General features: G+C 70.6%; 13 protein-coding genes and 1 pseudogene. 8 read left to right on the forward strand and 6 right to left on the reverse strand.

The features are described from left to right. Positions 1 to 14 precede the first annotated feature (14 nt). From IE140_RS21475 to IE140_RS21495, 5 genes are all read left to right on the forward strand, one after another. The gene (locus tag IE140_RS21475; protein WP_189460633.1) at positions 15 to 9,419 is read left to right on the forward strand and encodes a non-ribosomal peptide synthetase/type I polyketide synthase; all 9,405 of its coding nucleotides are present in this window, start codon (positions 15 to 17) and stop codon (positions 9,417 to 9,419) included. Beyond that, positions 9,409 to 11,124 (forward strand): phytoene desaturase family protein, encoded by a 1,716-nt coding sequence (locus IE140_RS21480; RefSeq protein ID WP_150193116.1) that lies wholly within the window; start codon positions 9,409 to 9,411, stop codon positions 11,122 to 11,124. Before IE140_RS21475 ends, IE140_RS21480 begins: the two co-directional genes overlap by 11 nt. Continuing rightward, entirely contained in the window at positions 11,121 to 12,842 is a 1,722-nt protein-coding gene (locus IE140_RS21485; RefSeq protein ID WP_150193115.1) for a phytoene desaturase family protein, read from the forward strand. Before IE140_RS21480 ends, IE140_RS21485 begins: the two co-directional genes overlap by 4 nt. Next, a complete protein-coding gene (locus IE140_RS21490) occupies positions 12,839 to 13,894 on the forward strand; it encodes an MDR family NADP-dependent oxidoreductase (protein ID WP_150193114.1) in 1,056 nt (351 codons plus the stop codon). Before IE140_RS21485 ends, IE140_RS21490 begins: the two co-directional genes overlap by 4 nt. A 98-nt stretch (positions 13,895 to 13,992) precedes the next feature. Next, positions 13,993 to 15,144, forward strand: coding sequence for a cytochrome P450 (locus IE140_RS21495; RefSeq protein ID WP_373296189.1), 1,152 nt, complete (start codon positions 13,993 to 13,995; stop codon positions 15,142 to 15,144). A gap of 23 nt (positions 15,145 to 15,167) precedes the next feature. On the opposite strand, the gene manD is transcribed toward IE140_RS21495, so the two are convergent. From manD to IE140_RS21520, 5 genes and pseudogenes are all read right to left on the reverse strand, one after another. After that, the gene (manD, locus tag IE140_RS21500) at positions 15,168 to 16,382 is read right to left on the reverse strand and encodes a D-mannonate dehydratase ManD (RefSeq protein WP_150193112.1); all 1,215 of its coding nucleotides are present in this window, start codon (positions 16,380 to 16,382) and stop codon (positions 15,168 to 15,170) included. A gap of 36 nt (positions 16,383 to 16,418) precedes the next feature. Next, positions 16,419 to 16,532: pseudogene (locus tag IE140_RS21505) on the reverse strand (carbohydrate ABC transporter permease); the annotation flags it as partial. A 240-nt stretch (positions 16,533 to 16,772) separates the two neighbouring features. Then, positions 16,773 to 17,567, reverse strand: a complete 795-nt coding sequence (locus IE140_RS21510) for a FadR/GntR family transcriptional regulator (RefSeq protein ID WP_150193111.1) — start codon at positions 17,565 to 17,567, stop codon at positions 16,773 to 16,775. Between the two features lie 86 nt (positions 17,568 to 17,653). Beyond that, on the reverse strand, positions 17,654 to 18,838 hold the full coding sequence (locus tag IE140_RS21515; protein ID WP_150193110.1) for a spore photoproduct lyase family protein: 1,185 nt from the start codon (positions 18,836 to 18,838) through the stop codon (positions 17,654 to 17,656). A gap of 152 nt (positions 18,839 to 18,990) precedes the next feature. Continuing rightward, positions 18,991 to 19,863, reverse strand: coding sequence for a glycoside hydrolase family 19 protein (locus IE140_RS21520; RefSeq protein WP_088573627.1), 873 nt, complete (start codon positions 19,861 to 19,863; stop codon positions 18,991 to 18,993). Between the two features lie 252 nt (positions 19,864 to 20,115). Here IE140_RS21520 and IE140_RS21525 point away from each other — a divergent pair, with 252 nt between their 5' ends. After that, a complete protein-coding gene (locus IE140_RS21525) occupies positions 20,116 to 20,580 on the forward strand; it encodes a DUF6389 family protein (RefSeq protein WP_229826865.1) in 465 nt (154 codons plus the stop codon). 184 nt (positions 20,581 to 20,764) lie between these two features. On the opposite strand, the gene IE140_RS21530 is transcribed toward IE140_RS21525, so the two are convergent. Beyond that, positions 20,765 to 21,517: a DUF899 domain-containing protein gene (locus IE140_RS21530; protein ID WP_150193108.1), complete on the reverse strand. Its 753-nt coding sequence runs from the start codon at positions 21,515 to 21,517 to the stop codon at positions 20,765 to 20,767. A gap of 656 nt (positions 21,518 to 22,173) precedes the next feature. Between IE140_RS21530 and IE140_RS21535 the strand changes: the two genes are divergently transcribed. Both IE140_RS21535 and IE140_RS21540 read left to right on the forward strand, forming a co-directional pair. After that, positions 22,174 to 23,286, forward strand: a complete 1,113-nt coding sequence (locus IE140_RS21535) for a tyrosine-type recombinase/integrase (RefSeq protein ID WP_107403323.1) — start codon at positions 22,174 to 22,176, stop codon at positions 23,284 to 23,286. A 493-nt stretch (positions 23,287 to 23,779) separates the two neighbouring features. Next, a complete protein-coding gene (locus IE140_RS21540) occupies positions 23,780 to 24,082 on the forward strand; it encodes a hypothetical protein (RefSeq protein WP_032786015.1) in 303 nt (100 codons plus the stop codon). The last annotated feature ends 27 nt before the right edge of the window (positions 24,083 to 24,109 follow it).

The raw sequence follows: 24,109 nt of genomic DNA on the forward strand, positions 1-24,109 counted from the left end.
CTTGAGGAGTTCGAATGGCCGACGCGAACAGCCGGGCGTTACGCGACAAGGTGGCGATCATCGGGATGGGCTGCCGCCTGCCCGGGGGCGCCTCGGACCACCGCACGTTCTGGCGGAACCTGGTGGCGGGCAAGGACTGCATCACCCCCACCCCGCCCGACCGGTACGACGTCCGCACCCTCGGCAGCCGGTTCCGCGACAAACCCGGGCGCCTCGTCGGCGGCCGCGGCGGATACATCGACGGCTTCGACGAGTTCGACCCCGCGTTCTTCGGTATCAGCCCCCGCGAGGCCGACCACATGGACCCGCAGCAGCGCAAGCTGCTCGAAGTGGCCTGGGAGGCACTGGAGGACGGCGGTCAGCGCCCCGCCGACCTCGCGGGAAGCGACGTCGCCGTGTACGTCGGCGCGTTCACCCTGGACTACAAGATCCTGCAATTCGCCGACCTGGGCTTCACCTCGCTGGCCGCCCACACCGCGACCGGGACCATGATGACGATGGTCTCCAACCGCATCTCGTACTGCTTCGACTTCCGCGGCCCGAGCCTGTCCGTCGACACCGCGTGCAGCTCCTCCCTGGTCGCCGTCCACCTCGCGTGCCAGGCGCTGCACAACGGTGAGACCGACCTCGCGCTGGCCGGCGGCACCCTGCTGCACATGGCCCCGCAGTACACCGTCGCCGAGACGAAGGGCGGGTTCCTGTCGCCCGGAGGCCGCTCCCGTACGTTCGACGCCGCCGCCGACGGCTACGTACGGGCCGAAGGCGTCGGGCTGGTCGCCCTGAAACGGCTGGACGACGCCGTACGGGACGGGGACCGGATCCACGCGGTGATCCTGGCCAGCGGCGTCAACCAGGACGGCCACACCAACGGCATCACCGTGCCCAACCCCGACGCCCAGGTCGACCTCATCCGCCGGGTCTGCGCCGAGGCGGGCATCACCCCCGGCGACCTCCAGTACATGGAGGCGCACGGCACCTCGACCCCCGTCGGCGACCCGATCGAGGCGAACGCCCTGGCCCGCGCGCTCGCCGTCGGACGGGCCCCGGGCGCCCGCGCCTACGTCGGCTCGGTCAAGACGAACATCGGCCACACCGAATCCGCCGCCGGAATCGCCGGGCTGATCAAGACCGTGCTGAGCATCGAGCACCGCACCATCCCGCCCCACATCAACCTGGAGAACCTCAACCCCGCCATCGACCCGGCGACCCTGCCGTACGAGATCCCCACCCGGCCCACCGACTGGCCCGCCCACGAAGGGCCCGCCCGCGCCGGGGTGAACTCCTTCGGCTTCGGCGGCACCAACGCCCATGTCGTCCTGGAGGAGGCGCCGCCGCCGACTCCGCCGGACCGGCCGAACGACGTTGCCGCCGGGCGGCGCTGGAGCATCCTCCCGCTCAGCGCCCGCCGCCCGGACGCCCTGGCGGAGATGGCCGCCGGGATCCGGGCCGAGCTGGCGGGCGACAACGGCCCGGCCGTGGCCCTCGACGACCTCGGCCACACCCTGGCCCACCGCCGCCAGCACCTGCCCGAGCGGCTGGCCGTCGTCCACTCCTCCCGCGCCTCCCTGGACGAGGCCCTGGCCGCCCACGAGCGCGGCGAGCCGCACCCCCGGGTCGTCCACGGCCGCGCCCGGGACGCCGCCGACCGCCGACTGGTCTGGGTCTTCACCGGCATGGGCCCCCAGTGGTGGGGCATGGGCCGCCAACTCCTCGAAGAGGAACCGGTTTTCCGGGACGCCGTCACCGCATGCGACCGCGCGCTGCGGGAGTTCGCCGACTGGTCCCTCGTCGAGGAGCTCACCGCCGGGGAATCCGTCTCCCGGATGAACGATACCTGGCTCGCCCAGCCCGCGAACTTCGCCGTGCAGGTCGGGCTGGCCGCCCTGTGGCGGTCCCACGGGGTGCGCCCCGACGCCGTGGTCGGCCACAGCACCGGCGAGATCGCCGCATTCCACGCGGCGGGCGTCTACTCCCTGCGGGACGCGGCCAGGATCGCCGTCCACCGCAGCCGTCTCCAGCAGACCCTGGCCGGCACGGGCACCATGCTCGCCGTCAGCCTCTCCGAGGACGAGGCCGAGCGCCGGGTGCGCCCCTACAGCGACCGGGTGTCCGTCGCCGCCGTCAACAGCCCCACCGCGATCACCCTCGCCGGGGACGAGGCGGCGCTCACCCTGCTGGCCGAAGAGCTGCGGGCCGAGCAGCAGTTCGCCAAGTTCCTCACCGTCGAAGTGCCGTACCACAGCGTCGGTATGGAACGCATCAAGGACGAACTGCTCGCTGAACTCGCACCGTTGGAGCCACGCGCGGCCCAGGTGCCGCTGTATCTCACGGGTGTCGAAGGAACCGCCCGCGGCGAGGAACTCGACGCCGCCTACTGGTGGAAGAACGTCCGCGACCGGGTCCGCTTCCGGTCGGCGATCGACCGCGTCGCCGACGACGGCCACCGCGTCTTCCTGGAGATCGGCCCGCACCCCGTCCTCGGCCACGCGATCCGCGAATGCCTCGACGCGGGCGGGAGGTCCGCGCTCACCCTCCCCTCGATCCGCCGCAAGGAGGACGAGACCGAGCGCTTCGCCGCCTCTCTCGGCACGCTCCACACCCTCGGCGTTCCCATCGACTGGGACCTGCTCCAGCCCACCGGCCGCCCCGTCACCCTGCCCCGCCACCCCTTCCGCCGCGACCGCCACTGGACCGAGCCCCGCCCGGTCGCCCAGGTCCGGCTCGGCCACCGTGACCACCCGCTCCTCGGCCGCCGCACCGACGCCACCGAACCCACTTGGCAGGCCCGCCTGGACACCGAGAACCTGCCCTACCTCGCCGGCCACCGCATCCAGGACACCGTGGTCTTCCCCGCCGCCGGCTACCTGGAGATGGCCGCCCAGGCCGTCCTGCGCCTCACCGGCTCCACGACCGCCGTCCTCGCCGACATCGATCTGCGCAAGGCGCTCTTCCTGCCCGACGGCGAGGACCGCACCGTGGAGGTGTCGCTCTCCCTGGAGGACGCCGCCTTCACCATCGCCTCCCCGACCGGGGATGACGGCGAACGGGCCGTCCACGCGAGCGGCATCGTCCGCACCGGCCAGCGCCGCCGCACCGCCGCACCGCTCGACGCCGCCGCGATCCGGGCCCGAGCCCGCCGCCACCTCGCGGGACCCGACTGCTACACCGCGCTGGCCGCCCTCGGCTACCACTACGGCCCCGCGTTCCAGGCCGTCGAGGAGGTCTGGATCGGCGCCGACGAGGTCCTCGCCCGGATCCGTCCGCCCCGGGCGCTCGACGACGACGCCGCCGGCCACCACCTCCACCCCGTCCTGCTCGACGCCTGCTTCCAGACTCTCCCGCTGATCCCGGCGAACCCCGAGGCCCCCGCCCCGGCCGGCGGGATCAGGCTGCCGCTCTCCCTGGACGAGGTCGCCCTCGAACCCGTCGGCGACCAGCCGTTCTGGGCCCACGCGACCCTGTTGCCCGCCGACTCGGACACCACCCTCGGCAACATCGCCCTGTACGCCGACGACGGCACCCCCCTCGGCCGTATCGAAGGGTTCCGCGCCGCCGACGTCGAGAAGGCCGCCACCGCCGTCGCCCGCACCACGATCGACTCCTGGCTCGCCGAACCCGTCTGGACCGACTGCCCACCGCTGCCGGCCGAGGACATCGGAACCCCGCCCCGGGACGTGAGCTGGCTGCTCCTCGCCGACACCGGAGGCCTCGCTGACGCCTTCGCGGCCCTGGCCGAGACCCGGGGCGAACGCTGCCGCCTGGTGCGCCGGGACACCGCCTACACCGCCTCCGCCGACGGCCGCACCTACACCGTCGACCCCGCATCCGACGCCGACCTACGACGCCTGTTCGCCGACCTCGACCGCGACGGCGGCCCCTTCCGGGGAACCGTCCTGCACCTGTGGAACCTCGACACCCCCGCCCTCGCCGCCTGCGACCGGACCGCTCTCCGTGACCACACCGGCGCGGGCGCGTACTCCCTGATCGTGCTGGCCCGGCTGCTGTCCGCCCGGGGCGGGGGAGGCCGCCTGCACATCGTCACCCGGGGCGCCCAGCCCGCCCTGCCCGGCGAAGCCCCGGAACCCCTCGGGGCACCCGCCTGGGGCATCGGACGCGTCCTGCGCCACCAGGAGCTGACCGACCACCCCGGCAAACTCATCGACCTCGATCCTCGCCGACACCCCGGCCCCGACGGCGACCGGGCCGAGGCCGAGGCACTCCTGGCCGAAGCGCTCAGCGACGACGAAGCGGAGATCGCCCTGCGCGACGGTGGCCGCCGCACCGGCCGCCTCCGCCCCGCCGAGAGCCTCACCCGGCCCCTGCCGCCGCGCCTGCGGGCCGACGGCAGCTACCTGGTCACCGGCGCGTTCGGCGCGCTCGGCCGACTGCTGTGCCGCACCCTCGTACGCCGGGGAGCCCGCCGGATCGTGCTGGTCGGGCGCACCCCCGTACCGCCCCGGGAGAAGTGGGCCGGAACCGACCCCGCCACCGCCGAGGGCCGGGCCGTGGCCCTGCTCCGCGAGCTGGAGACGCTCGGCGCGCACCCGGTCCCGGCGACGTTCGACATCACCGACGAGGACGCCCTGACCGGCTGGCTCGACGCCCACCGGCGCAGCGGAGCACCGCCCGTACGCGGGGTGTTCCATCTCGCCGGCCAGGTCCGTGACACGCTCGTCGCCGATCTCGACCGGGCCGCCTTCGACGCCGTCCATGACCCCAAGACCGTCGGCGCCCACCTCCTGCACCGGCACCTGAGGGACGAACCCCTCGAACACTTCGTGCTGTTCGCCTCGATCGCCTCCCTGCTGACCACGGCGGGCCAGACCAACTACGCAGCGGGGAACGCCTTCCTGGACGCCCTCGCCCACCACCGCCGCGCCCAGGGCCTGCCCGCGCTCAGCCTGGACTGGGGTCCGTGGGCCACCGGAATGATCGAGGAACTCGGCCTGGCGGAGCACTACTTGCACAGCCGCGGCATGAGCTCGCTCTCCCCGGAAGCGGGCATGGCCGTTCTGGAGCGCGTCATCGGCCAGGACCACGCCCAGCTCGTCGTCGCCACCGTCGTCGACTGGCCCGTCTTCCTCGCCTGGTACCCATCTCCACCGCCGCTGGTCGCCGACCTCGCGGCAGCCGCCGCCCCACCCACGGACACCTCCGGCAACGGGTTCCTCGACACCTTCCGTACCGCCGGGGAGGATGCCCGACGCGCGCTGGTCACCGAGCGGTTCGCCGTCCTGGCCGCCACCGTGCTGCGCACCGGCGCCGACCGCATCGACCCCGCCACCGGCCTCGGCGAACTCGGCCTCGACTCGCTCCTCGCCATGGAGCTACGGGCCCGGATCCACGCCGAACTCGGCGTCGCCCTACCGGTGGTCGCCCTGCTCAGCGGCGCCCCGGCCGGGGAGCTCGCCGACCGGCTCCACGACGGACTCACGGCTCTGGCTTCTGCGGCGGACCCTGAACGGGCGGATGGCGCGGTCCGGCTCCACACCGACGAACGGCGGTACCCGCTGACCCAGAACCAGAAGGCGCTCTGGTTCCTCAAGCACCTCAACCCCGACGGTTACGCGTACAACATCGGCGGGGCCGTCGAGGTGAACGTCGCCCTCGAACCCGACCTGATGTTCGAGGCCGTACGCCGGCTCATCGCCCGCCACCCCGCGCTGCGCACCAACTTCCTTCTGGTGGACGGGCAGGCCGTGCAGCAGGTCTCCGAGGACGCCAGGACCGACCTCGCCCTCTTCGACGTCCGGGGCGAGGACTGGGAGACCATCCACGCCACGATCGTCGAGGAGTACCGCAAGCCCTACGACCTCGCCCACGATCCGCTGATCCGCTTCCGCCTCTTCAAGCGAGGGCCGGACCGCTGGATCATCATGAAGGCCGTCCACCACATCGTCTCCGATGCCATCTCCACCTTCACGTTCATCGAGGAACTCCTCGCCGTCTACGAGGCGTTGCGCCGCAACCAGGAGCACCGGCTCCCGCCGGTCGAGGCCCGCTACCTCGACTTCCTCAACCAGCAGAACGCCTTCCTGGCCGGGCCCGACGCCGCGGGCATGCTCGACTACTGGCGGTCCCATCTGCCGGCCGAGGTCCCGCTCCTGGACCTCCCCGTCGACAAACCCCGCCCGGCGGTCCAGACCCACAACGGGGCCTCGGAGTTCTTCGTCCTGGACGACGCGCTCAGCGCTCGCGTCCACGCCCTGGCCCGGACGCACGGTGTCACCCCGTTCATGGTGCTGCTCAGCGCCTACTACCTCCTGCTGCACCGCTACTCCGGGCAGGACCACATCGTCGTCGGCAGCCCGGTGACCGGCCGCACCCGGCAGGACTTCGCGTCCGTCTACGGCTACTTCGTCAACCCGCTGCCCCTGCACGCCGACCTGTCCGACGACCCGACCGTCGCCGAACTGCTGCAACAGGTCCGCCGCACCGTGCTCGGCGGCCTGGACAACCAGGAGTACCCCTTCGTCCTCCTCGTCGAGGAGCTGGGCCTCCAGCACGACCCCAGCCGCTCCGCCGTCTTCCAGGCGATGTTCATCCTCCTCACCCACAAGGTGGCCACCGAGCAGTACGGATACCGCCTGGAGTACATCGAACTACCGGAGGAGGAGGGGCAGTTCGACATAACGCTGTCCGCCTACGAGGACGAGGCGGAGGGCCGGTTCCACTGCGTCTTCAAATACAACACCGACCTCTTCCTCCCCGAGACCATGCGCCGTATGGCCGCCCACTACACCCGCCTCCTCGACCGGATGACCCGCGCCCCGGGCGACCGGCCCGCCTCCCGGCTGGCGATGCTCGGCGACCGGGAGCGGGAGCGGCTCGTGGGGGAGTGGAGCCGCCCGGCCCTGCCGTACGCCGGCCACCGCGACGACGACCCGTTCACTCCGGTCCACGTGCTGATCGCCCGCACCGCCGCCGAACACCCCGAGGCCGTCGCCGTCTCCACGCCCTCCCCGCACGGTGGGGCACACCGGCTGACCTACGCGGAGCTGGAGCGGCGTGCCGCCGACACCGCGGCCCGGCTGCGTACGCTCGGGATCGGCGAAGGCTCGGCGGTCGTGCTGTGCCTGGACAAGTCGCCCGAGCTGATCGTCGCCCTGCTCGCCGTGCTCAAGGCCGGCGCCGCCTACCTTCCGATCCGGCCCGACCAGCCCGCCGACCGGCTCGCCCACCTCGTGTCGGCCACCGGAGCGGAGCTCGTCCTCGTCGCCGACGACGCCGGGCCCGGGGCCACCGGTACGACCGGCGCGACCGCGACCGACGCGGCGCTGACCGTCCCGACGCTCACCCTCGCCGCCCTCGCACGCACCGAACCGCACCCGGACGGGCCGGCGGCCCAGGTCGCCCCGGACTCGCCCGCGTACGTCATCACCACCTCCGGCTCGACCGGCCGCCCCAAGGCCGTCCGCGTCAGCCACCGCAACCTCGCCTCCGCCCACGCCGCATGGCGGCAGGCGTACCGGCTGGACACCGACGTGACGACCCACCTCCAGATGGCCGAACCGTCCTTCGACGTGTTCACCGGCGACCTGGTCCGCGCGCTGTGCTCGGGCGGCACGCTCGTCCTGGCCGACCGCGACCTCCTCTTCGACACCACCCGCCTCTACCGCACGATGCGCCAGGAGCGCGTCGACTGCGCCGAGTTCGTCCCCGCCGTCATCCGCGGACTGATGGACCACTGCGCGCGGGAAGGGCTGCGGCTGGACTTCCTGCGGCTGCTGGTGGTCGGCTCGGACGCCTGGAGCGTCGGGGAGTACCGCAGACTGGCCGAGCTGTGCGGACCCGGCACCCGCCTCGTCAACTCCTACGGCCTGACCGAAGCCACCATCGACAGCGCGTACTTCGAAGGGCCCGTCGACGACCTGGAACCCGGCGCGATGGTCCCGATCGGCCGCCCCCTCCCCAACAGCACGCTCCACATCCTCGACGCCCACGGCGAACCCGTCCCGCCCGGCGTGCCCGGCGAACTCTGGATCGGCGGCCAGGGCGTCGCCCTCGGCTACGCCGGAGACCCCGAGCAGACCGGTGAACGCTTCGTCACCCGGACGCTCTCCGGGGCCGGCGACGCTCGCCCCGAACGGCTCTACCGAACCGGCGACATCGCCCGCTGGGACGCGCACGGACGGGTCCATCTGCTCGGCCGGACCGACGGACAGATCAAACTGCGCGGCCACCGCATCGAGATCGGCGAGATCGAGGCCCACCTTGCCCAGTGGCCCCCGCTCGCCCGGGCCGTCGTCGCCGTACGCACCGACACCGGGGGAGACGCGGCCCTGTGCGCCTACTGCGTACCGGAGGCAGGAGCGGCCCTGGACGTCCGGGCCCTGCGCCGCCATCTCGCCCGCTCGCTGCCCTCGTACATGATCCCGTCCCACTTCACCGAGCTGCCCGCCCTGCCGCTCACCGCCAACGGCAAGGTCGACACGGCCGCCCTGCCCGCCCCGCGGGCCGAGGCCGGCGACCGGCCGTACGAGGAGCCGGTGACGCTGTACGAGGTGAGCGTCGCCCGGCACTGGAAGACGCTCCTGGGGCGCGAACAGATCGGCCTGGGCGACGACTTCTTCGAACTCGGTGGCAGCTCGATCAAGCTCATCGAACTCCTCCACCATCTGCGCACCGAGTTCGGCGTCGGCGTCCCCGTCAGCAGGCTCTATCAGGTGACCACGCTCCACGGGATGGCCGCCACGGTGCAGGACGTCCTGCTCGGGGCGAGCGCCGACGAGCTGCCCAGCCTGACCTTCAACGCCGGACAGCACCCCGCCCTCTTCTGCTTCCCGCCCGCAGGCGGCCACGGGCTGGTCTACCGGGGCCTGGCCGCCCAGCTCCCCGACCACCGCGTCATCGGCTTCAACTACCTCCCCGGCGACGACAAGGTCGCCCGGTACGCCGACCTGATCGAGGCCGACCGCCCCGAAGCGCCCTACGTCCTCCTCGGCTACTCCCTCGGCGGCAACCTCGCCTTCGAGACCGCCAAGGAGCTGGAGCGGCGCGGCCGACGCGTCGACCACGTCGTCATCCTCGACTCCCGCCGCATCCTCACCGCCTATGAACCGGACGCATCCGGAATCGCCGCGTTCGAGGCCGAACTCGCGGACCACGTACGCAAACACACCGGATCCGACGCCGTCACCCGTGAAACCCTCGCCCACGCCGCCGAGTACCTCGCGTTCTGCGGTCGCACACCCAACACCGGCACGGTCGCCGCGACGGTCACCGTCATCACCGACGAGGAGAAGGCCGCCCTCTACGCCGCCGGGGAGCACGGGACCTGGCACGGCAGCTCCACCGGTGCCACCGCAGTCCTGCGCGGCTCCGGGGTCCACGCCGACATGCTCGACGCCAAACACCTGGCCCGCAACGCCCGGATGGTGCGCTCGGTCATCGCCGGGGAGGCGCCCCATGACCGATGACGACACGGCAGAGGCCGCCGAATCCGCCCCGGCCGACCTCTCCGACTGGACCACCAGGGAACGCACCCCCGGCACCCCGCCCCGCGTCATCGTCGTCGGCGCTGGCGTGGCCGGCCTCTCCACCGGATGCTACGCGCAGATGAGCGGCGCCAGGACCCGCGTCTTCGAGAAGCACGTGCTGCCCGGCGGCTGCTGCACCGCCTGGTCGCGGGACGGCTACCTCTTCGACTACTGCATCGAATGGCTCATCGGCACCGCCCCGGGCAACGACGCGCACCGGGTATGGGCCGAACTCGGGGCGCTGGACGGAAAGTCCGTCACCAACTTCGAGCTGTTCAACAAGGTCGAGGACGAGCACGGCCGGTCGGTGACGTTCTACAACGACCCCGACCGGCTCGAGGCCCATCTCCTGGACGTCTCACCCGCCGACGCCCCGCTCATCCGGGCCTTCACCCGGGATCTGCGCCGGTTCGTCGACATCGAGCTGTACCCGTTCCTGACCGCGCCCGCCCTGCGGACCGTACGGGAACGGGCACAGACCCTGCGCACCGTGCTCCCGGCCTTCCGGCTGTTCTGGCGGAACGCGGCGACCCCGATGCACGTGTTCGCCGACCGGTTCCAGGACCCGCTGCTCCGCAAGGCGTTCCGCAACATCTTCTTCCAGGACCCGGGAGGCTTTCCGCTGCTGCCGTACCTCTTCAACATGGCCGCCGCCCACCACGGCAACGCGGGCTTCCCCCAAGGAGGGTCGCTCGGCCTCGCCCGCTCGATCGAGGAGCGCTACCGGAACCTCGGCGGCACGATCACCTACCGGGCCCGCACCGAACGGATCCTGGTCGAGAACGACCGGGCGATCGGCATCGAACTACGCGGCGGAAGGCGGTACTTCGCCGAGCACGTGGTCTCCGCCTGCGACGGACACACCACCGTCTACGGGCTGCTGGGCGGCCGGTACACCGGCCCCCGCATCGACAAGCTCTACACCGACCTCCTCCACCGGCCCGGCACGCTCTTCCCCGCCGTCGTCTCCGCCTTCGTCGGCCTGCGCGGCGACCTGGACCCCGACGAGGCGCACAGCACCACCCACCTCCTCGGCCCGGACGACGCGGGCCACCTCCCCGGCGCGCTGCAGGACAGCCTCGTCGTCCAGGCCCGCTCCCGCTACTCGGGCGGCTTCGCACCCCCCGGCTGCTCCGTCCTGCACTGCACCTACTTCAGCGACTACGCCCACTGGAAGGACCTGCGCACCAGGAACCGCAAGGAATACCGCCGCCGCAAACGCGAAGTCGCCGACTTCGTACGGGACTTCCTGGAGCGCCGCACCCCCGGAATCGCCGACCGCATCGAGATCGTCGAGGTCGCCACCCCCGCCACGACCCACCGCTACACCGGCAACCTGGGCGGCTCCATCCTCGCCTGGAAAGCGTTCTCCGACGCCGACGACGTCGCCGCGCGGCTCGTCGGCAAGGACCGGATGCGGCTGCCCGGACTCAGCGGCTTCTCCATGGCCGGCCAGTGGGTCGGCATGGGCGGCCTGATCCGCGCAGCCTCCACAGGCCGCTTCGCCGTCCAGTACCTCTGCCGCGAACTGGGCCTGGAATTCCGGGCCTGGGAGAGCAAGGGCGACGAACCCTGGCACCCCGGAAAGCTGGGACACCTGCCCCAGCTCGACCGGTGGTCGGCACGGGAGAGCGAGGGCTCATGAACGCAACCCGCAAGCAGACCCGGCCGGCCACCACGCGCCCCCGCGAGACGATGATCATCATCGGGGCCGGGCTCGGCGGCCTCTCCACCGGCTGCTACGCCCAGATGAACGGCTACCGCACCCGCGTCCTGGAGATGCACGAGATCCCCGGTGGCTGCTGCACCGCCTGGGAGCGCGGCGGCTTCACCCTGGATGCCTGCGTCAGCTGGCTCCTCGGCAGCGGCCCCGGCAACGAGATGCACCGGATCTGGCTGGAGCTCGGCGCCCTCCAGGGCAAGGAGATCCGCCACTTCGACGTCTTCAACATCGTGCGCGGCACCGACGGGAGGGCCGTCCACTTCTACTCCGACCCGGACCGCCTCGAAGCCCACCTCATCGCCCTCTCACCGGCCGACGCCCGCCTCGTACGGAAGTTCTGCGGTCAACTCCGCAGCTTCCGCAAGGCGTTGGCCGTCTACCCCTTCCTCAAGCCCGTCGGCTTGATGGGGCGGCGGGAGCGCTGGCGGATGCTCGCCTCGTTCCTGCCGTACTTCAACGCCGTACGCACCACGATCACCGTCCTGATGACCGACTTCTCCGCGAAGTTCAAGGACCCCCTCCTGCGGGAGGCCTTCAACTTCATCCTGTACGAGAAGCACCCGGCCTTCCCCGTCCTCCCGTTCCACTTCCAGCTCGCCTCGCACGCCAACCTCTCCGCCGGCGTCCCCGAAGGCGGCTCCCTCGGTCTCGCCGAGTCGATCGAGGCCCGCTACCGACGGCTCGGCGGCGAGGTCTCGTACAACACGAAGGTCGACTCCGTGATCGTCGAGGACGACCGTGCGGTCGGCGTCCGGCTCAGCGACGGCGGCGAACTCCGCGCCGACATCGTCGTCTCGGCCTGCGACGGCTACACCACCACGATGAAGTTCCTGAAGGGCGCCTACCTGGGCGAGGACTACCGCAAGCTCTACACCGAGACCATCCACGAACCCGGCATGGTCTTCCCCGGCTACTTCACCCTCTTCCTCGGCCTCTCCCGCCCCTTCCCCGACGGCGACCCCTGCACGACGCACCTGATCGACGAGACCCTGGCGGCCGAGCTGACCGGCATCCGGCACCCCAGCATCAACGTCCAGTTCCGCAGCCGCCATTACCCCGAACTGTCCCCGGACGGCACCACCGTCGTCTACGCCACCTACTTCTGCGACATCGCCCCCTGGCGCGCCCTGGACGAGGGGCCCGAACAGGTCACCCGCACCCGCGGCGGCCAGGAACTGCACACCCTGCCCGTCCGCCACGGGCGCGGCTACTACGCGGCGAAACGGCGGGCCCGCGAGGCACTCGTCGGCTTCCTGGAACAGCGCCACCCCGGCCTGCGGGACGCGATCGTCGTCCGGGACGTCTCCAGCCCCCTCACCCAGGTCCGCTACACCGGCAACTACGACGGGACCGTGCTCGGCTGGCAGCCGTTCGTGGAGAGCGGGGAGAAGCTCGAAGAGCTGGTCAAGAAGCACGGCCCCGGCCTCCCCGGGCTGCGCGACTTCTACCAGTCCGGGGTCTGGGCCACCACCGGCGGCCTCATCCGGGCCGCCGCCGCCGGACGCCACGTCATGCAGTTCGTCTGCCGCGACGACGGCAAGCCCTTCACCGCGTCGGTCGACCTCACCGCACCCCCACCGACCCACCGGGTCATCCCCGTGCACGTCCGCCCCACCGCACCGACGGAGAGGAAGTCATGAAGATCGCGAAATGGGTGGTCCGCGAGCACATGGAGGGCGTCCCCGACGTGGACCGCGTCTACGCCAAGGTCGTGGAGAACATCGACGTCGCACTGGCCCCCGACGAGATGCTGTTGCGCACCCTGTACGTGTCCGTCGACCCCTACCTCCAGGGCATCACCCTCGACACCCCCATCGGCCGGCACATGGGGGCCGACTCGATCATGGAGGTGGTGGAGGCAGGACCGCGCGCCGCCCACCGCGTCGGCGATCTCGTCCAGGGCTTCGGCGGCTGGCGTACGCATGTGATCTCGACCGGCGTCCCCGAACTCTGGCAGACCGGCACGTTCCCCATGGTCTTCCCGGCGTACCGGAGACTCGACCCCCGGTGGTACGACGACGCCCTGCCGCTGTCGACCGCCCTCAGCGTGATGGGCGGCCCGGGCATGACCGCGTGGGGGACCCTCTCCAAGTACATGACGATCAGCCCCGGCGAGACGCTCGTGGTCAGCGGCGCCTCCGGTGCGGTGGGCGCCCTCGTCGGCCAGCTCGCCGCGCTCGCCGGAGCCCGGGTGATCGGCACCACCTCGTCCCCGGAGAAGGCGGACTACCTCACCGGGCTCGGGTTCGACGCGGTGATCGTCTACCGCCACGGGGACGGCGCGGACACCGTGCGCGAGGCGCTGGCCCGGGCGGCCCCCGACGGCGTCGACCGGTACTTCGACAACCTCGGGGGCACGGTCACCGACGCGGTGTTCCCCATGCTCAACATCGGCAGCCAGGTGGCGGTGTGCTGGCAGTGGGCTACCCAGGTCGGCAACGAGGACACCGGCCCCCGGCTCCTGCCCCACCTGATGTTCCCGCGCGCCACCGTCCGCGGGATCTTCTCCCTGGAGTGGTTCACCGAACGCAACTGGCAGGACCTCCACACCGAGCTGGGCGGCCGGGTCCGGCGCGGCGAGGTCTTCTGCGACCACACCCTGCACCACGGCTTCGACTCCATCCCCGGCGCCTACGCCAGCCTCTACAGCGACCGGGCTGCCAACCGCGGCAAGGTCCTCGTCGAACTCTGAGCGCATGGCCCCCTTCTCGCCAACGGCTCCAACGCCCCGTCCCAGGAGGCACATTGCCCACCAGCGACCCCGCGGTGCCGGCCCCGTCACCGGAGCCGATGCACCGCCTGCGCTTCGAGGAACCCGGGCCGCCCTGTCCCACCGAGCTTCCGGGCGGCACGCCCGCGTGGCGGGTCAGCCGGTACGCGGACGTCCGCCAGGTGCTGTCCGACCCGCGTTTCGGCCGGGCGCAGCTGTACGCCCCCGACGCCCCGGCCCTCTCCGACGTGCCGGACCTCGTCAACGACCCCGACCTGATGTTCAACCAGGACGGCCCGGACCATCTTCGGCTGCGCCGCACCCTGCGGCGGGCGTTCACCCCGAGGGCGGTCGCCCGCTGGCGGCCCTGGATCGCCGCGATCGTCGAGGAACTCCTCGACCGGCTGGAGGCGAAGCCGCAACCGGCGGACGTGGTGGCGGAGTTCGCCGTCCCGCTGCCGGTGGCGGTGATCAGCCGGCTGATGGGGCTCGACGAGTCCGCGTGGGACCGGCTGCGGCACTGGAGCGAACACGCATTCTCCGACGGCACCCACGAGAGCGGACAAGTGGTGGCGGCCCGCGAGGAGTTCAGCGCGTTCGGCGCAGACCTCCTGATGGAGCGGCGCCGGGCCCCGGGCGAGGACCTGGTCAGTGGTCTCGTCGCGGCGGCCGACGAGGAAGAGGGCATCCCCGAGGCACAGTTGGTGACGCTGGTGTGCGGGCTGGTCGTCGGCGGCCACGACAGCACGATGACCATGCTCGGCAACGCGCTGCTCTACCTCTTGGGGGAACGCCGTGACACCTGGCCCCGTCTCGGGGCCGACGAGGAGGCCGCGGGACGTCTGGCGGACCGGCTCGTCCACCTCGTCCCGCTGGGCGACGACCGGGGCAGCACCCGGCACGCCGCCACGGACATCGAGGTCGGCGGGGTGACGATCCCGGCCGGGGCGATCGTGCTCGCCGACTGCGGCACGGCCAACCGCGACCCGGAGGTCTTCCCGCCCGCCACGCTCCACGACCTGTTCGCCCCGCTGGAGGCCCCCACGCTCTCCTTCGGCGCCGGCCCCCACTACTGCCTCGGCGCCTGGCTGGCCCGCACGGAACTCCAGCTCGCCCTGCACCGCCTGGCCGCCCGTTTCCCGGATCTGCGCCTGGCCGCCCCGGCGGACACGATCGTGTGGCGGACCGGGACGACCTCGCGCAGCCCCCGGTCCCTGCGTGTCAGGTGGTAGGCGCGCCCGTGGCGCAGGGGGCGTCACCAGTCGTGCACGGTCCCGTCGTGGAGCCGGTTCACCGGCAGATACGCGGCCGCGTACGGGTGGGCGGCGGCCAGTTCCTCGTCCAGTTCCACCCCGATGCCGGGCGCGTCGCCCGGGTGCAGGTGGCCGTCGGAGAAGGTGTAGGCGTGCCGGAACACATCGTCGGTCAGCGCGGTGTGGCCGGAGTACTCCTGGATGCCGAAGTTGTGCACGGCCAGGTCGAGATGGACGGCTGCGGCCATCCCGACCGGAGAGATGTCCTCCGGGCCGTGGATCGCGCTCTTGATCTGGTACTGCGCCGCGAAGTCGAAGAGCTTGCGCAGCGGGGTGACGCCGCCGAAGTGGGTCACCGCCGAGCGGACGTAGTCGATCAACTGCTCGGTGACCAGGGTCTGGTAGTCGTACACCGTGTTGAAGACCTCGCCCACGGCCAGCGGCGTCGTCGTGGACCGGCGGACCAGGCGCAGCGCCTCCTGGTTCTCGGCCGGGGTGCAGTCCTCCAGCCAGAACGGCCGGTAGGGCTCAAGGTCCTTGCCGAGCCGGGCGGCCTGGACCGGGGTGAGCCGGTGGTGGGAGTCGTGCAGCAGCGGCAGCTCGGCCCCGAACTCCGCGCGTACCGCCTCGAACACGGTCGGCACATGGCGCAGGTACGCCGCCGTGTCCCAGTCCTCAACCAGGGGGCGGGCCTGCTGGTGGAGGACCGGCGCACCGGTGTCGTCGGTGTCCGAGACCCCGTACACGGCCTTGAGCCCGGGGACGCCGGACTGGATGCGGACGGCCGGATAGCCCTCGGCGAGCCGGGCCCGTACGGAGTCGAGCAGCTCGGGTATGTCCCGCCCGTTGGCGTGACCGTACGTCCCGATGCGCTCCCGGCTCGCGCCGCCCAGCAGTTGGTACAGCGGCAGCCCGGCGGCCTTCGCCTTGATGTCCCACAGCGCCACGTCGACGGCGGCGATGGCGGCCATGGTCACCGGGCCGCGCCGCCAGTACGCACCCCGGTACAGCGACTGCCAGGTGTCCTCGACGCGATGCGGGTCGAGCCCGATGAGCAGCGGGGTGACATGGTCGGTGAGGTAGCTGACGACGGCCAGTTCCCGCCCGTTGAGGGTCGCGTCGCCGAGACCGGTGAGCCCTTCGTCGGTCGTCAGCTTCAGGGTGACGAAGTTGCGGCCGGGGCTGGTGACGACGACCTCGGCGTCGACGATCTTCATGCGTGTGCTCTTTCCGCAGGTGGGGGAGTGAAGGTTTCAGCCCTTGGAGGCGCCGGACGTCAGTCCGGCCACCAGGTACTTCCGCCCGAGGAGGGCGGCCAGGACCACGGGCACGGTGATGAGGGCCGCGGCGGCCATCAGACCGCCCCAGCCGCAACGGCGCGCCGGCTCAGGAGCCGGCTGCTCGTGGACATCCTCGTCCTCGTTTCTCTGCGTACGTGTCACATGCCGACCCATGGGGAAACCGGGCTGCTCCGACCTGGTCCAACTGGTAGGACCAGTTGGACTGTGCGGGACCGTAACAGCAGGGAGACCTCCCCGACCAGACCCTGAGGTCAAGTTCCCATGGACCGGACGGGAGGATTCCGTCCTCGGCCGATGAGACGGGGGCTACCGGCCCGAGGAGGCCCGGTGGCTCTCGGTCTGCCCCAGCAGCGTCTCGATGTGGTTGCGCGCCATGGTGTCGACCTGTACGTCGAGATCGGCCCCGTACGTCCGCAGGCCGAGCATCAGGTGCTCCCGCATGCGCGCGCACGCGAGGTCCACGTCCCGCGCCTCGATCGCCTCGAAGATCTCCGGGTGGTGCGGTACGCCCGGCTCCCCGATCGACGGGTCGGAGTTCGAGCGGAGCATCATCTCGAACATCATCCCGCCGATCGACGACAGCATGATCCTCAGCACCGGATTCTTGCCGGCCACCGCGATGGCGTCGTGGAACTCCATGTCCGCCTGGGCCTTGACCACGACGTCGGTCGCCGACTCCAGTCCGTCCCGGGCGGCGCGCATCGCCGCGATGTCCTCGTCCGTGGCCCGCTCGGTCGCCAGCCGGACCATCTCGACCTCCAGCGGGATCCGCGCCTCGATCAGCTGCCGGACGGTGGGCCGCCCCGCCCGGTACAGCGCGTCGTACCCCCGGGCCTGCCCCGAGGACTGCTCGCGGACGAAGGAGCCGCGGCCGGGAGCCACCTCGATCAGGTGCTGGGCCTCCAGTCGCCGCAGCACCTCGCGCACGACGTTCCTGCTGGCGCCGAACTGGGAGGCGAGCTCCCGCTCGGAGGGGAGCTTCGTCCCGACGGCGATCTCGCCGGAACGGATGTCGTGCTCCAGCTCACGGGCGATGCGCTCGGTCAGGAGCCCGCGCCGGGCGGACCCCGACGGGGAGGAGGAGGGGACGGACGGCTGCATGACCGCAGCGTACAGGCCGGGTCGGAGGCGGAGCGCGAACGGAAGGCCGTCCTGCCCGCCCCTCCCCGGAGACAGGGTGACGGTGATCAGAACGCGTATCTGATGCGGATCCAAGGAGCGTGAGACGCGATCAGCTCACGGAGCCTGCCGATGGCCCGCTGCTTGACCTGGAGCTCGTAGCGGACGTTGATCGCACCGTTCTGCGAGCGTTTGGTCTCCTGCGCGTCGGGCTGCCACAGGACGTCCTCGGCCCGGGGGTGCCAGCCCAGATTGACCTCGTGGAGTTGCTCGTTGTGGGTCAGCAGAATGACTTCGGCGGCAGCCTGCTCCTTCACCCGGGCCGGCACCACGTCGTCGAGATGGGTGAGCAGCTCCGCCCAGTCCCGCTGCCAGCCCGGCCGCAGCACCACGGGGGAGAGGTTGAAGTGAACCTCGTAGCCCGCGTCCAGGAAGTCGGCGGCGGCCGCGATGCGCCGGGCCACGGGGCTGGTGCGGATGTCCAGCAGTCGGGAGTCGTCCTGCGGCATCAAGGAGAATCGCACCCGTGTGCGGCCCCCCGGATCCAGACCGAGCAGGTCGGGATTGACGAACTTCGTCGCGAACGATGCTTTCGCGGTGGGCAGCGCACGGAACGCCGCGATCAGATCCGCGGTGTTGTCGCAGATCAGGGCGTCGACAGAGCAGTCGCCGTTCTCGCCGACGTCGTACACCCAGGCGTCCCGGTCGCACTGGTTGGGCTCCTGTTTGGCCCCCTGGGCCCGGACATGCCGCTGGATGTGGGCGATGATCGCCTCGATGTTGGTGAACAGGGTGATCGGGTTGGCGTAACCCTTGCGGCGCGGCACATAGCAGTACGCGCAGGCCATCGCGCAGCCGTTGGACGCACCGGGGGCGATGAAGTCGGCTGACCTCCCGTTGGGACGGGTGGTGAGACTCTGCCGGACGCCGAGGACCAGCGTCTCGCGCTTGATCCGGGTCCAGCGGGCGACACTGCCGGCGTTCCCGTGGAGGGAGGGAATGCGCCAGTGGCCCGCCACCTCGGTGACGGGCACTCCTGGCAGCCGTGCCAGGATCTGCTGCCCGCGAGGGGACGCGAGCGCGGCCGGCTCTCCGTACACCTCCCGGATGTCCAGCATGCGCCGGGCCGTCGCGCTCTTCCGGAAGGCCCCATCGCCCTCCGGGGGAGCGGTGGGGGCGGTGTCGGCCCAGCCGAAGAGGGCCTGCTGTTCCGGCTCTCCGTCGAAAGGGTCTCCACCTGAGGTCGGCTGCACGGCGCTGCTCCTGATCCGGGGTTCCGGCCCTGCTGGGTCCGGGCCGCCCCCGACCGTACGCGGAGACGCCCCCGCTGGCGCCGCGACGCGGCCGTGCCGGGGGATGGCGGGCCGGAGGCGTCGGCCCCGGCCCGCGATCGCCGTGAAGCGCGTCAGCAGCTCAGGTTGGAACCGGGTGTGGTGCCCAGGATCTGGGTGAACTGCTGGAACTTGTTGATGCGGCTCTGCACCTGGGCGGGATTGCCGCCGTTGCACTCGATGCTGCCGTTGATGGCGCGGATCGTGTGACCGAAGCCCTGGTTGTTGACGATCGCGTTGTGCGCGGTCATCCACCCCGGGCCGTTCTGGGTGTTCCAGTACCAGAGGGCGGTCTTCCAGGAGACGGAGGCGTTGTTCTGGACGAGCCAGGGATTGTTCAGCAGGTCGATGCCGAGTGCGTCGCCCGCGGCTTTGTAGTTGAAGTTCCAGGAGAGCTGGATGGGTCCCTTGCCGTAGTACGCGGCCTGTCCGGCCGGGCAACCGTAGGGCTGGCTCCAGTCGCAGTAGTGCGGGTAGTTGGCGGTGTTCTGCTCCACGATGTGGACGAGGCCGCCGGTCTCGTGGCTGACGTTGGCGAGGAAGGCCGCCGCCTCGCGACGCTTGACCTCGGTGCTGCCCGTGTTGGCGAACGCCGGGTACGCGCTCAGCGCGGAGACGAGTCCGCTGTAGGTGTAGAAGGAGTTCCTGTTCGGGAACATCTGGTCGAACTGTGCCTGGCTGACCGGGAAGCCGGTGGTCGGTGGGTTGCCGCCGCCGCAGGTGTAGGGGTCCCAGTACCAGGTGCTGATGGTCGGATCGTAGGCCGGGTTGTCGTGCTCGGCGATGTAGTAGGCCCCGTTGAAACGGACGACGGTCCCCGCCGTGTACCAGGAACCCGCCTGCCAGTTGGGTGCCGTGTCACACAGACTGGCGGCGGCTTTGAGGGGGGCCGCCGAGGCGGCGGGGGCGAACGCCGCCGCGAGCCCGGTCACCAGCAGCAGGGTCATGAGCGTTCTCGCGATGCGATGTCTGAGCACTCGATCACTCCTTTACGCATGACGGCCGCCCGGACCGGGGTGCGCGGCGTCCGGTCACGACCGTGAAGGGGGTGTGAACACACTCAAGCGTCTTGACATGATCCAGTCAAGGTATAGACCAATGGCCGATTGAGGGAAAATGCCGCCGCCCGGGTCGGCTCCTCGGGGTGGGCGTCGCCTGAGTGGGCGGAAAGCCTCCGTGCGCCCCGCTATCTTGTGACCGTGCGACGCGACGAACACCAGGATGCGTACACCGCCACGTACCGTTCCGGACTCCGGCGCGTGCTCGATGCGGCCTCGCCGTCGGTGGTGCGCCGGCTGGAGAGGGTGCGAGACGCGGCAACGGTGCGGACGGACGGTGTGACCATCGACGTGTTCCCGGACCAGGAGGGCGACGGCACATTCGCCGTCTGGGCGCGGTTCAGGGGAGCGGACTCCTTCGCCCTCGACCGGCTGGTCGGCGACGATCGTCAGCTTTTCACGGTCGTCTGGGCCGAGCACGGCTGGGAACCGGCCGTTCCTGAACGGCCCGGAGCCTGGTCCACCACGCGGTTCGAGGACGTGCTCTTCGCCACCGTCGTCGAGTGGATCGACCCGCTCATCCCGCGCGATGCCGTTCATCTGCGGTGGGAAGTGACCGGACCCGACGGTACGCAGGACTGTCACCCGGTGGGGCCGGGCCGCTGAGCGGAGCTGGAGCATCTCCGAGCTCACTTCGCCGGTGACGCGGTCATGGTCGCTCAGAACGGCGACATCCAACTGACCCACCGGCCGACCTCGTTCGGCGAGCGAACGGTCAGCTCCCGCGGTCGCGCTCGGGCCGATGGCCGGCGGGGCGCAGGACGGTGAGTCCCTCGGCCGCCCGGTGGCGTCAGGAGTCGTGGTGGCGGCAGCCGTCCTCGGTGGTCCGGTCGCCGTAGTCGTCGTGGTGACGGACCCAGTTCATGATCCCGGCCTCTTCCTGGCGCCCGAGGGGAGTCAGGTCGAGGTAGTTGAAGGTGCCGTTGAGCAGGTCGGTGCCGCGTGAGTACGTCGAGTAGGTGTGGAAGACGCGGTCGTCCTGGCGGAGAAAGACGCTCAGGCCGTGCTGCTCCCCGGTCAGGGCCCAGGAACCGATTCCGGCGTCCCGCAATTCTTCCTTCGTACGGAAGTTGAAGAGAACGGGAGTCACGGATTCATCCATGGTGACGTGGAAATCGTAGTTGAAAGACGTTCCGTGAGAGGAGAACCAGGGGAAATTCCACTCCATGCGCTCGCGAAACTTCGTGATGGTCGCAAGAGGCGCGCGGGAGACGGCGGCGAAGGATGTCCCGGCCGCGTGCAGATGCGCCAAGTGGCCGATGTTGTCGGCGAGGAGGGAACACCCGGTGCAGCCGGCGTCCCACTCGGGTGCCAGCATGAAGTGGTAGACGATCAGTTGGGGGCGGCCGTCGAACAGATCGATGAGCGAGGCCGCGCCGTTCGGGCCCTCGAAGGTGTACGGCTCGGTGATCTCGACCATCGGCAGGGCGCGGCGTCGCTCGCTGAGCGCGTCCCGTTCCCGGTCGAACTTCTTCTCCCGTGCCAGCAGTTCCTTCCGGGCCGCTAACCATTCTTCCCGCGACACAATCTCCGGGCCGTTCACGCTCGGGCCGCGCTTTCTGCACGCCTCGTCAGCGCCACGAACCCTACCGGACGGGCAGCGACCGCAGCACTCGACGGCCCAAGGGGGAACGGCGCGCATGCGTGTGCCCGACCGCTCTTCGCAACCGCCCTCCGCGAGCCGGCGCGCGGTCCCCCGACCTCCACCGTCCGGGACGGTTTCCCGCGCGGCTCCGAGAGCGTGACGGTGATCACGGCGGCTCCTGAGCGCGTGCTGCGTAGGCTTGCGGGGCCGTCGCGGTGCAGCCGGGAGAGCGAGCGGAGCTCTCGGTACGGCCCGACGACCCGCCGGAGAGTCGGCGAGGGGTGAGCGTGAGTCCCGGAAAGCCTCGGGAACGCTGCCCGGGCACGCGACTCGCAGTAGAGTGTCGGAACAGCCTTTGACCTGCAAAAACGCAGGCAGGGAGCCTACGTCCAGGAGTACCTCGATGATGCGCACCATGTTCAAGTCCAAGATCTAGCTATTTGGCGTTGCCGCAGGTCAGGGGCATCATGTGCCCCCCTCAGGTCAGCAAATGGTCAGCATGCGTCCCGGACGTGTCCCCGCTTGCTGACCTGCGACCTGCAGTGCGGCGCCTGAGCATGATTCTTGGGCCGGAACGGATGGTGTGTCACATGGCCCGACAGCTCGCCCGCGGTATGGGGTCCTTCTTCAAGGAGTGTGGCTGCGCGAAGCCCACCCGCTGCCCCCACTTGTACTCGATTCGCTTTCGGGACGCGCTCGGCAAGCAGCGTGAGGAGTCCGGTTACGGCACGCAGGACGATGCGATCGAGCGTCTTAGCCAGCTTTACGCCGAGAAGAAGACGACGGCGCCGTCGGTGGCGGCGGCCCGTCGTGAACTGGGGCAGCAGACGGTCGGGGAGTACGCGAAGAAGTGGCGGCCTCGGCAGCGAAAAATGACGGAGTATTCCACGGGGGAGCACGTCGACAGCTCGATCAACGTGCACATTGTCCCGCGTCTGGGGTCGCGGAAGCTGAACTCGGTCACACCGATCGTGGTCGAGCGATTCCTGGACGAGATGGAGGACGACGGGGTCGGCCGCGGAAATCAGGTGAACATCTTCCGTGTCCTCAAGACCATCCTGCGGGACGCGTATGCCAAGGGGGCCATGGCGGACGACCCGGTGAAGGGAGTCCAGGAACCGGAGTACGTGCGCGAGCAGGTCGCTATCCCGTCCCTCGCCTACGTGAAGCAGGCGCTGGTCGTCGCCGACGAGGAGCTCGCGCTCGAGATCGTCGTGATGGCTGGGTGTGGTTTGCGAAACGGGGAGGCGCGGGCAGTGAACGTCAACAATGTTGTGGCGCAGGATGTATACCGGGTGCGGGAGCAGATCCACTCCAACACGTTGAAGCCGGCGAAGCTGAAGCATCGCAAAGTGGGCGAGTTCCGTGAAGTGCCGCTGCCGCGATCGGTGCGGGAGGCGATCGAGCGCTATGAAGAGAAGCACGGCACCACGGAGGACGGCTACCTGCTGCGCGGTCCGGGCGGATACTTCACCGAAGGCATGGAGCGGCGCCGCGTGAAGAGGCTTTTCGCGAACCTACCGCCAGAGGAAGACGTTGGGATGTATGGCTTCCGGCACTACTTCGCTTCGAACGCCCTTGGAAACGGAATTCCTATCACCGACGTCGCGGAATGGATGGGCCACAAGTCCATTGAAGAGACATATCGCACCTACCGGCACCTGATGCCGGGCAGCATTACCAAGGCCGCCCGGATCCTCGACGCCGGCCTCTGGGAAGCAGCCTGATTTCCGGATGTGAGGGAACAGCGTTCATCGTCTGTTGGTGGTACATGCCTGACCGCTCCCTCCACGTGCCGCTGGTCCCCAGACTTCGACGGGGCATAGCCACAGACCTCGTTCGGTCCAGTAGTGGGCCTCCGGGCGTCGTCGGCGGCCGAAAAGCGTTGAGGAAGTGCACCGTCGAGCAGCGGACTCATAATCCGTCGGCCGTGGGTTCGACTCCCACCCGCCCCACTCTTCGGATCTCGTAGAGAACCGTTTCTACCTGCGGAAACGTGAAACGGGGGCCGCCACTCCAGAGTGGCGGCCCCCGTTCATTCGTTCAGACCAAGATCCAGTGGACACACAGTGGACGCGGGGGCAGATCAGTGGACAGCAGTGCCCTCACGCCACCTTCTGTCGCCTGTTCGGAGTCCGGCGTGCGGTCCGAGTAGCCGCTGGGGGCAGGCCCGTGGGCAGCGCCCATCCCGCCGAGTCCGGGGACTCGGTTCGGGTAACCGTGAAGCGTACGAGAGAGACGTCGCGGGCCGCGTACAAGATCGGGAACAGCGCGACGGCGCTCGGAGTGATCCTCGCGGTACTCGAGCGACACCTGTCGGAGCTGGCCGAGGGCTGGTTCGACGCGGAGACCGGGGAGCCGACGAGGGCGGGGACGGCGCCGCTGGAGTCGGTGTTCGGGGTGCGAGATCTGCCGGTGGAGACCGCGGCCGTGGTCCGGGCGGCGGTCGACCGGATGGTGCAGGACGGAACCGTGCCCGCCGACGAACCATGGAGGGTGCTGGAACTCCTCACGGAACCCTAGAGGGCCGACTACTGCCGGAGGATCGGT

The sequence above is a fragment of the Streptomyces parvus genome (assembly GCF_014648875.1).
GTDB lineage: Bacteria > Actinomycetota > Actinomycetes > Streptomycetales > Streptomycetaceae > Streptomyces > Streptomyces parvus.

Coding starts and splice junctions, on each gene's coding strand:
- IE140_RS21475 (WP_189460633.1), top strand. CDS start 15: ATGGCCGACGCGAACAGCCGGGCGTTACGCGACAAGGTGGCGATCATC.
- IE140_RS21480 (WP_150193116.1), top strand. CDS start 9,409: ATGACCGATGACGACACGGCAGAGGCCGCCGAATCCGCCCCGGCCGAC.
- IE140_RS21485 (WP_150193115.1), top strand. CDS start 11,121: ATGAACGCAACCCGCAAGCAGACCCGGCCGGCCACCACGCGCCCCCGC.
- IE140_RS21490 (WP_150193114.1), top strand. CDS start 12,839: ATGAAGATCGCGAAATGGGTGGTCCGCGAGCACATGGAGGGCGTCCCC.
- IE140_RS21495 (WP_373296189.1), top strand. CDS start 13,993: ATGCACCGCCTGCGCTTCGAGGAACCCGGGCCGCCCTGTCCCACCGAG.
- manD (WP_150193112.1), bottom strand. CDS start 16,382: ATGAAGATCGTCGACGCCGAGGTCGTCGTCACCAGCCCCGGCCGCAAC.
- IE140_RS21510 (WP_150193111.1), bottom strand. CDS start 17,567: ATGCAGCCGTCCGTCCCCTCCTCCTCCCCGTCGGGGTCCGCCCGGCGC.
- IE140_RS21520 (WP_088573627.1), bottom strand. CDS start 19,863: ATGACCCTGCTGCTGGTGACCGGGCTCGCGGCGGCGTTCGCCCCCGCC.
- IE140_RS21535 (WP_107403323.1), top strand. CDS start 22,174: ATGGGGTCCTTCTTCAAGGAGTGTGGCTGCGCGAAGCCCACCCGCTGC.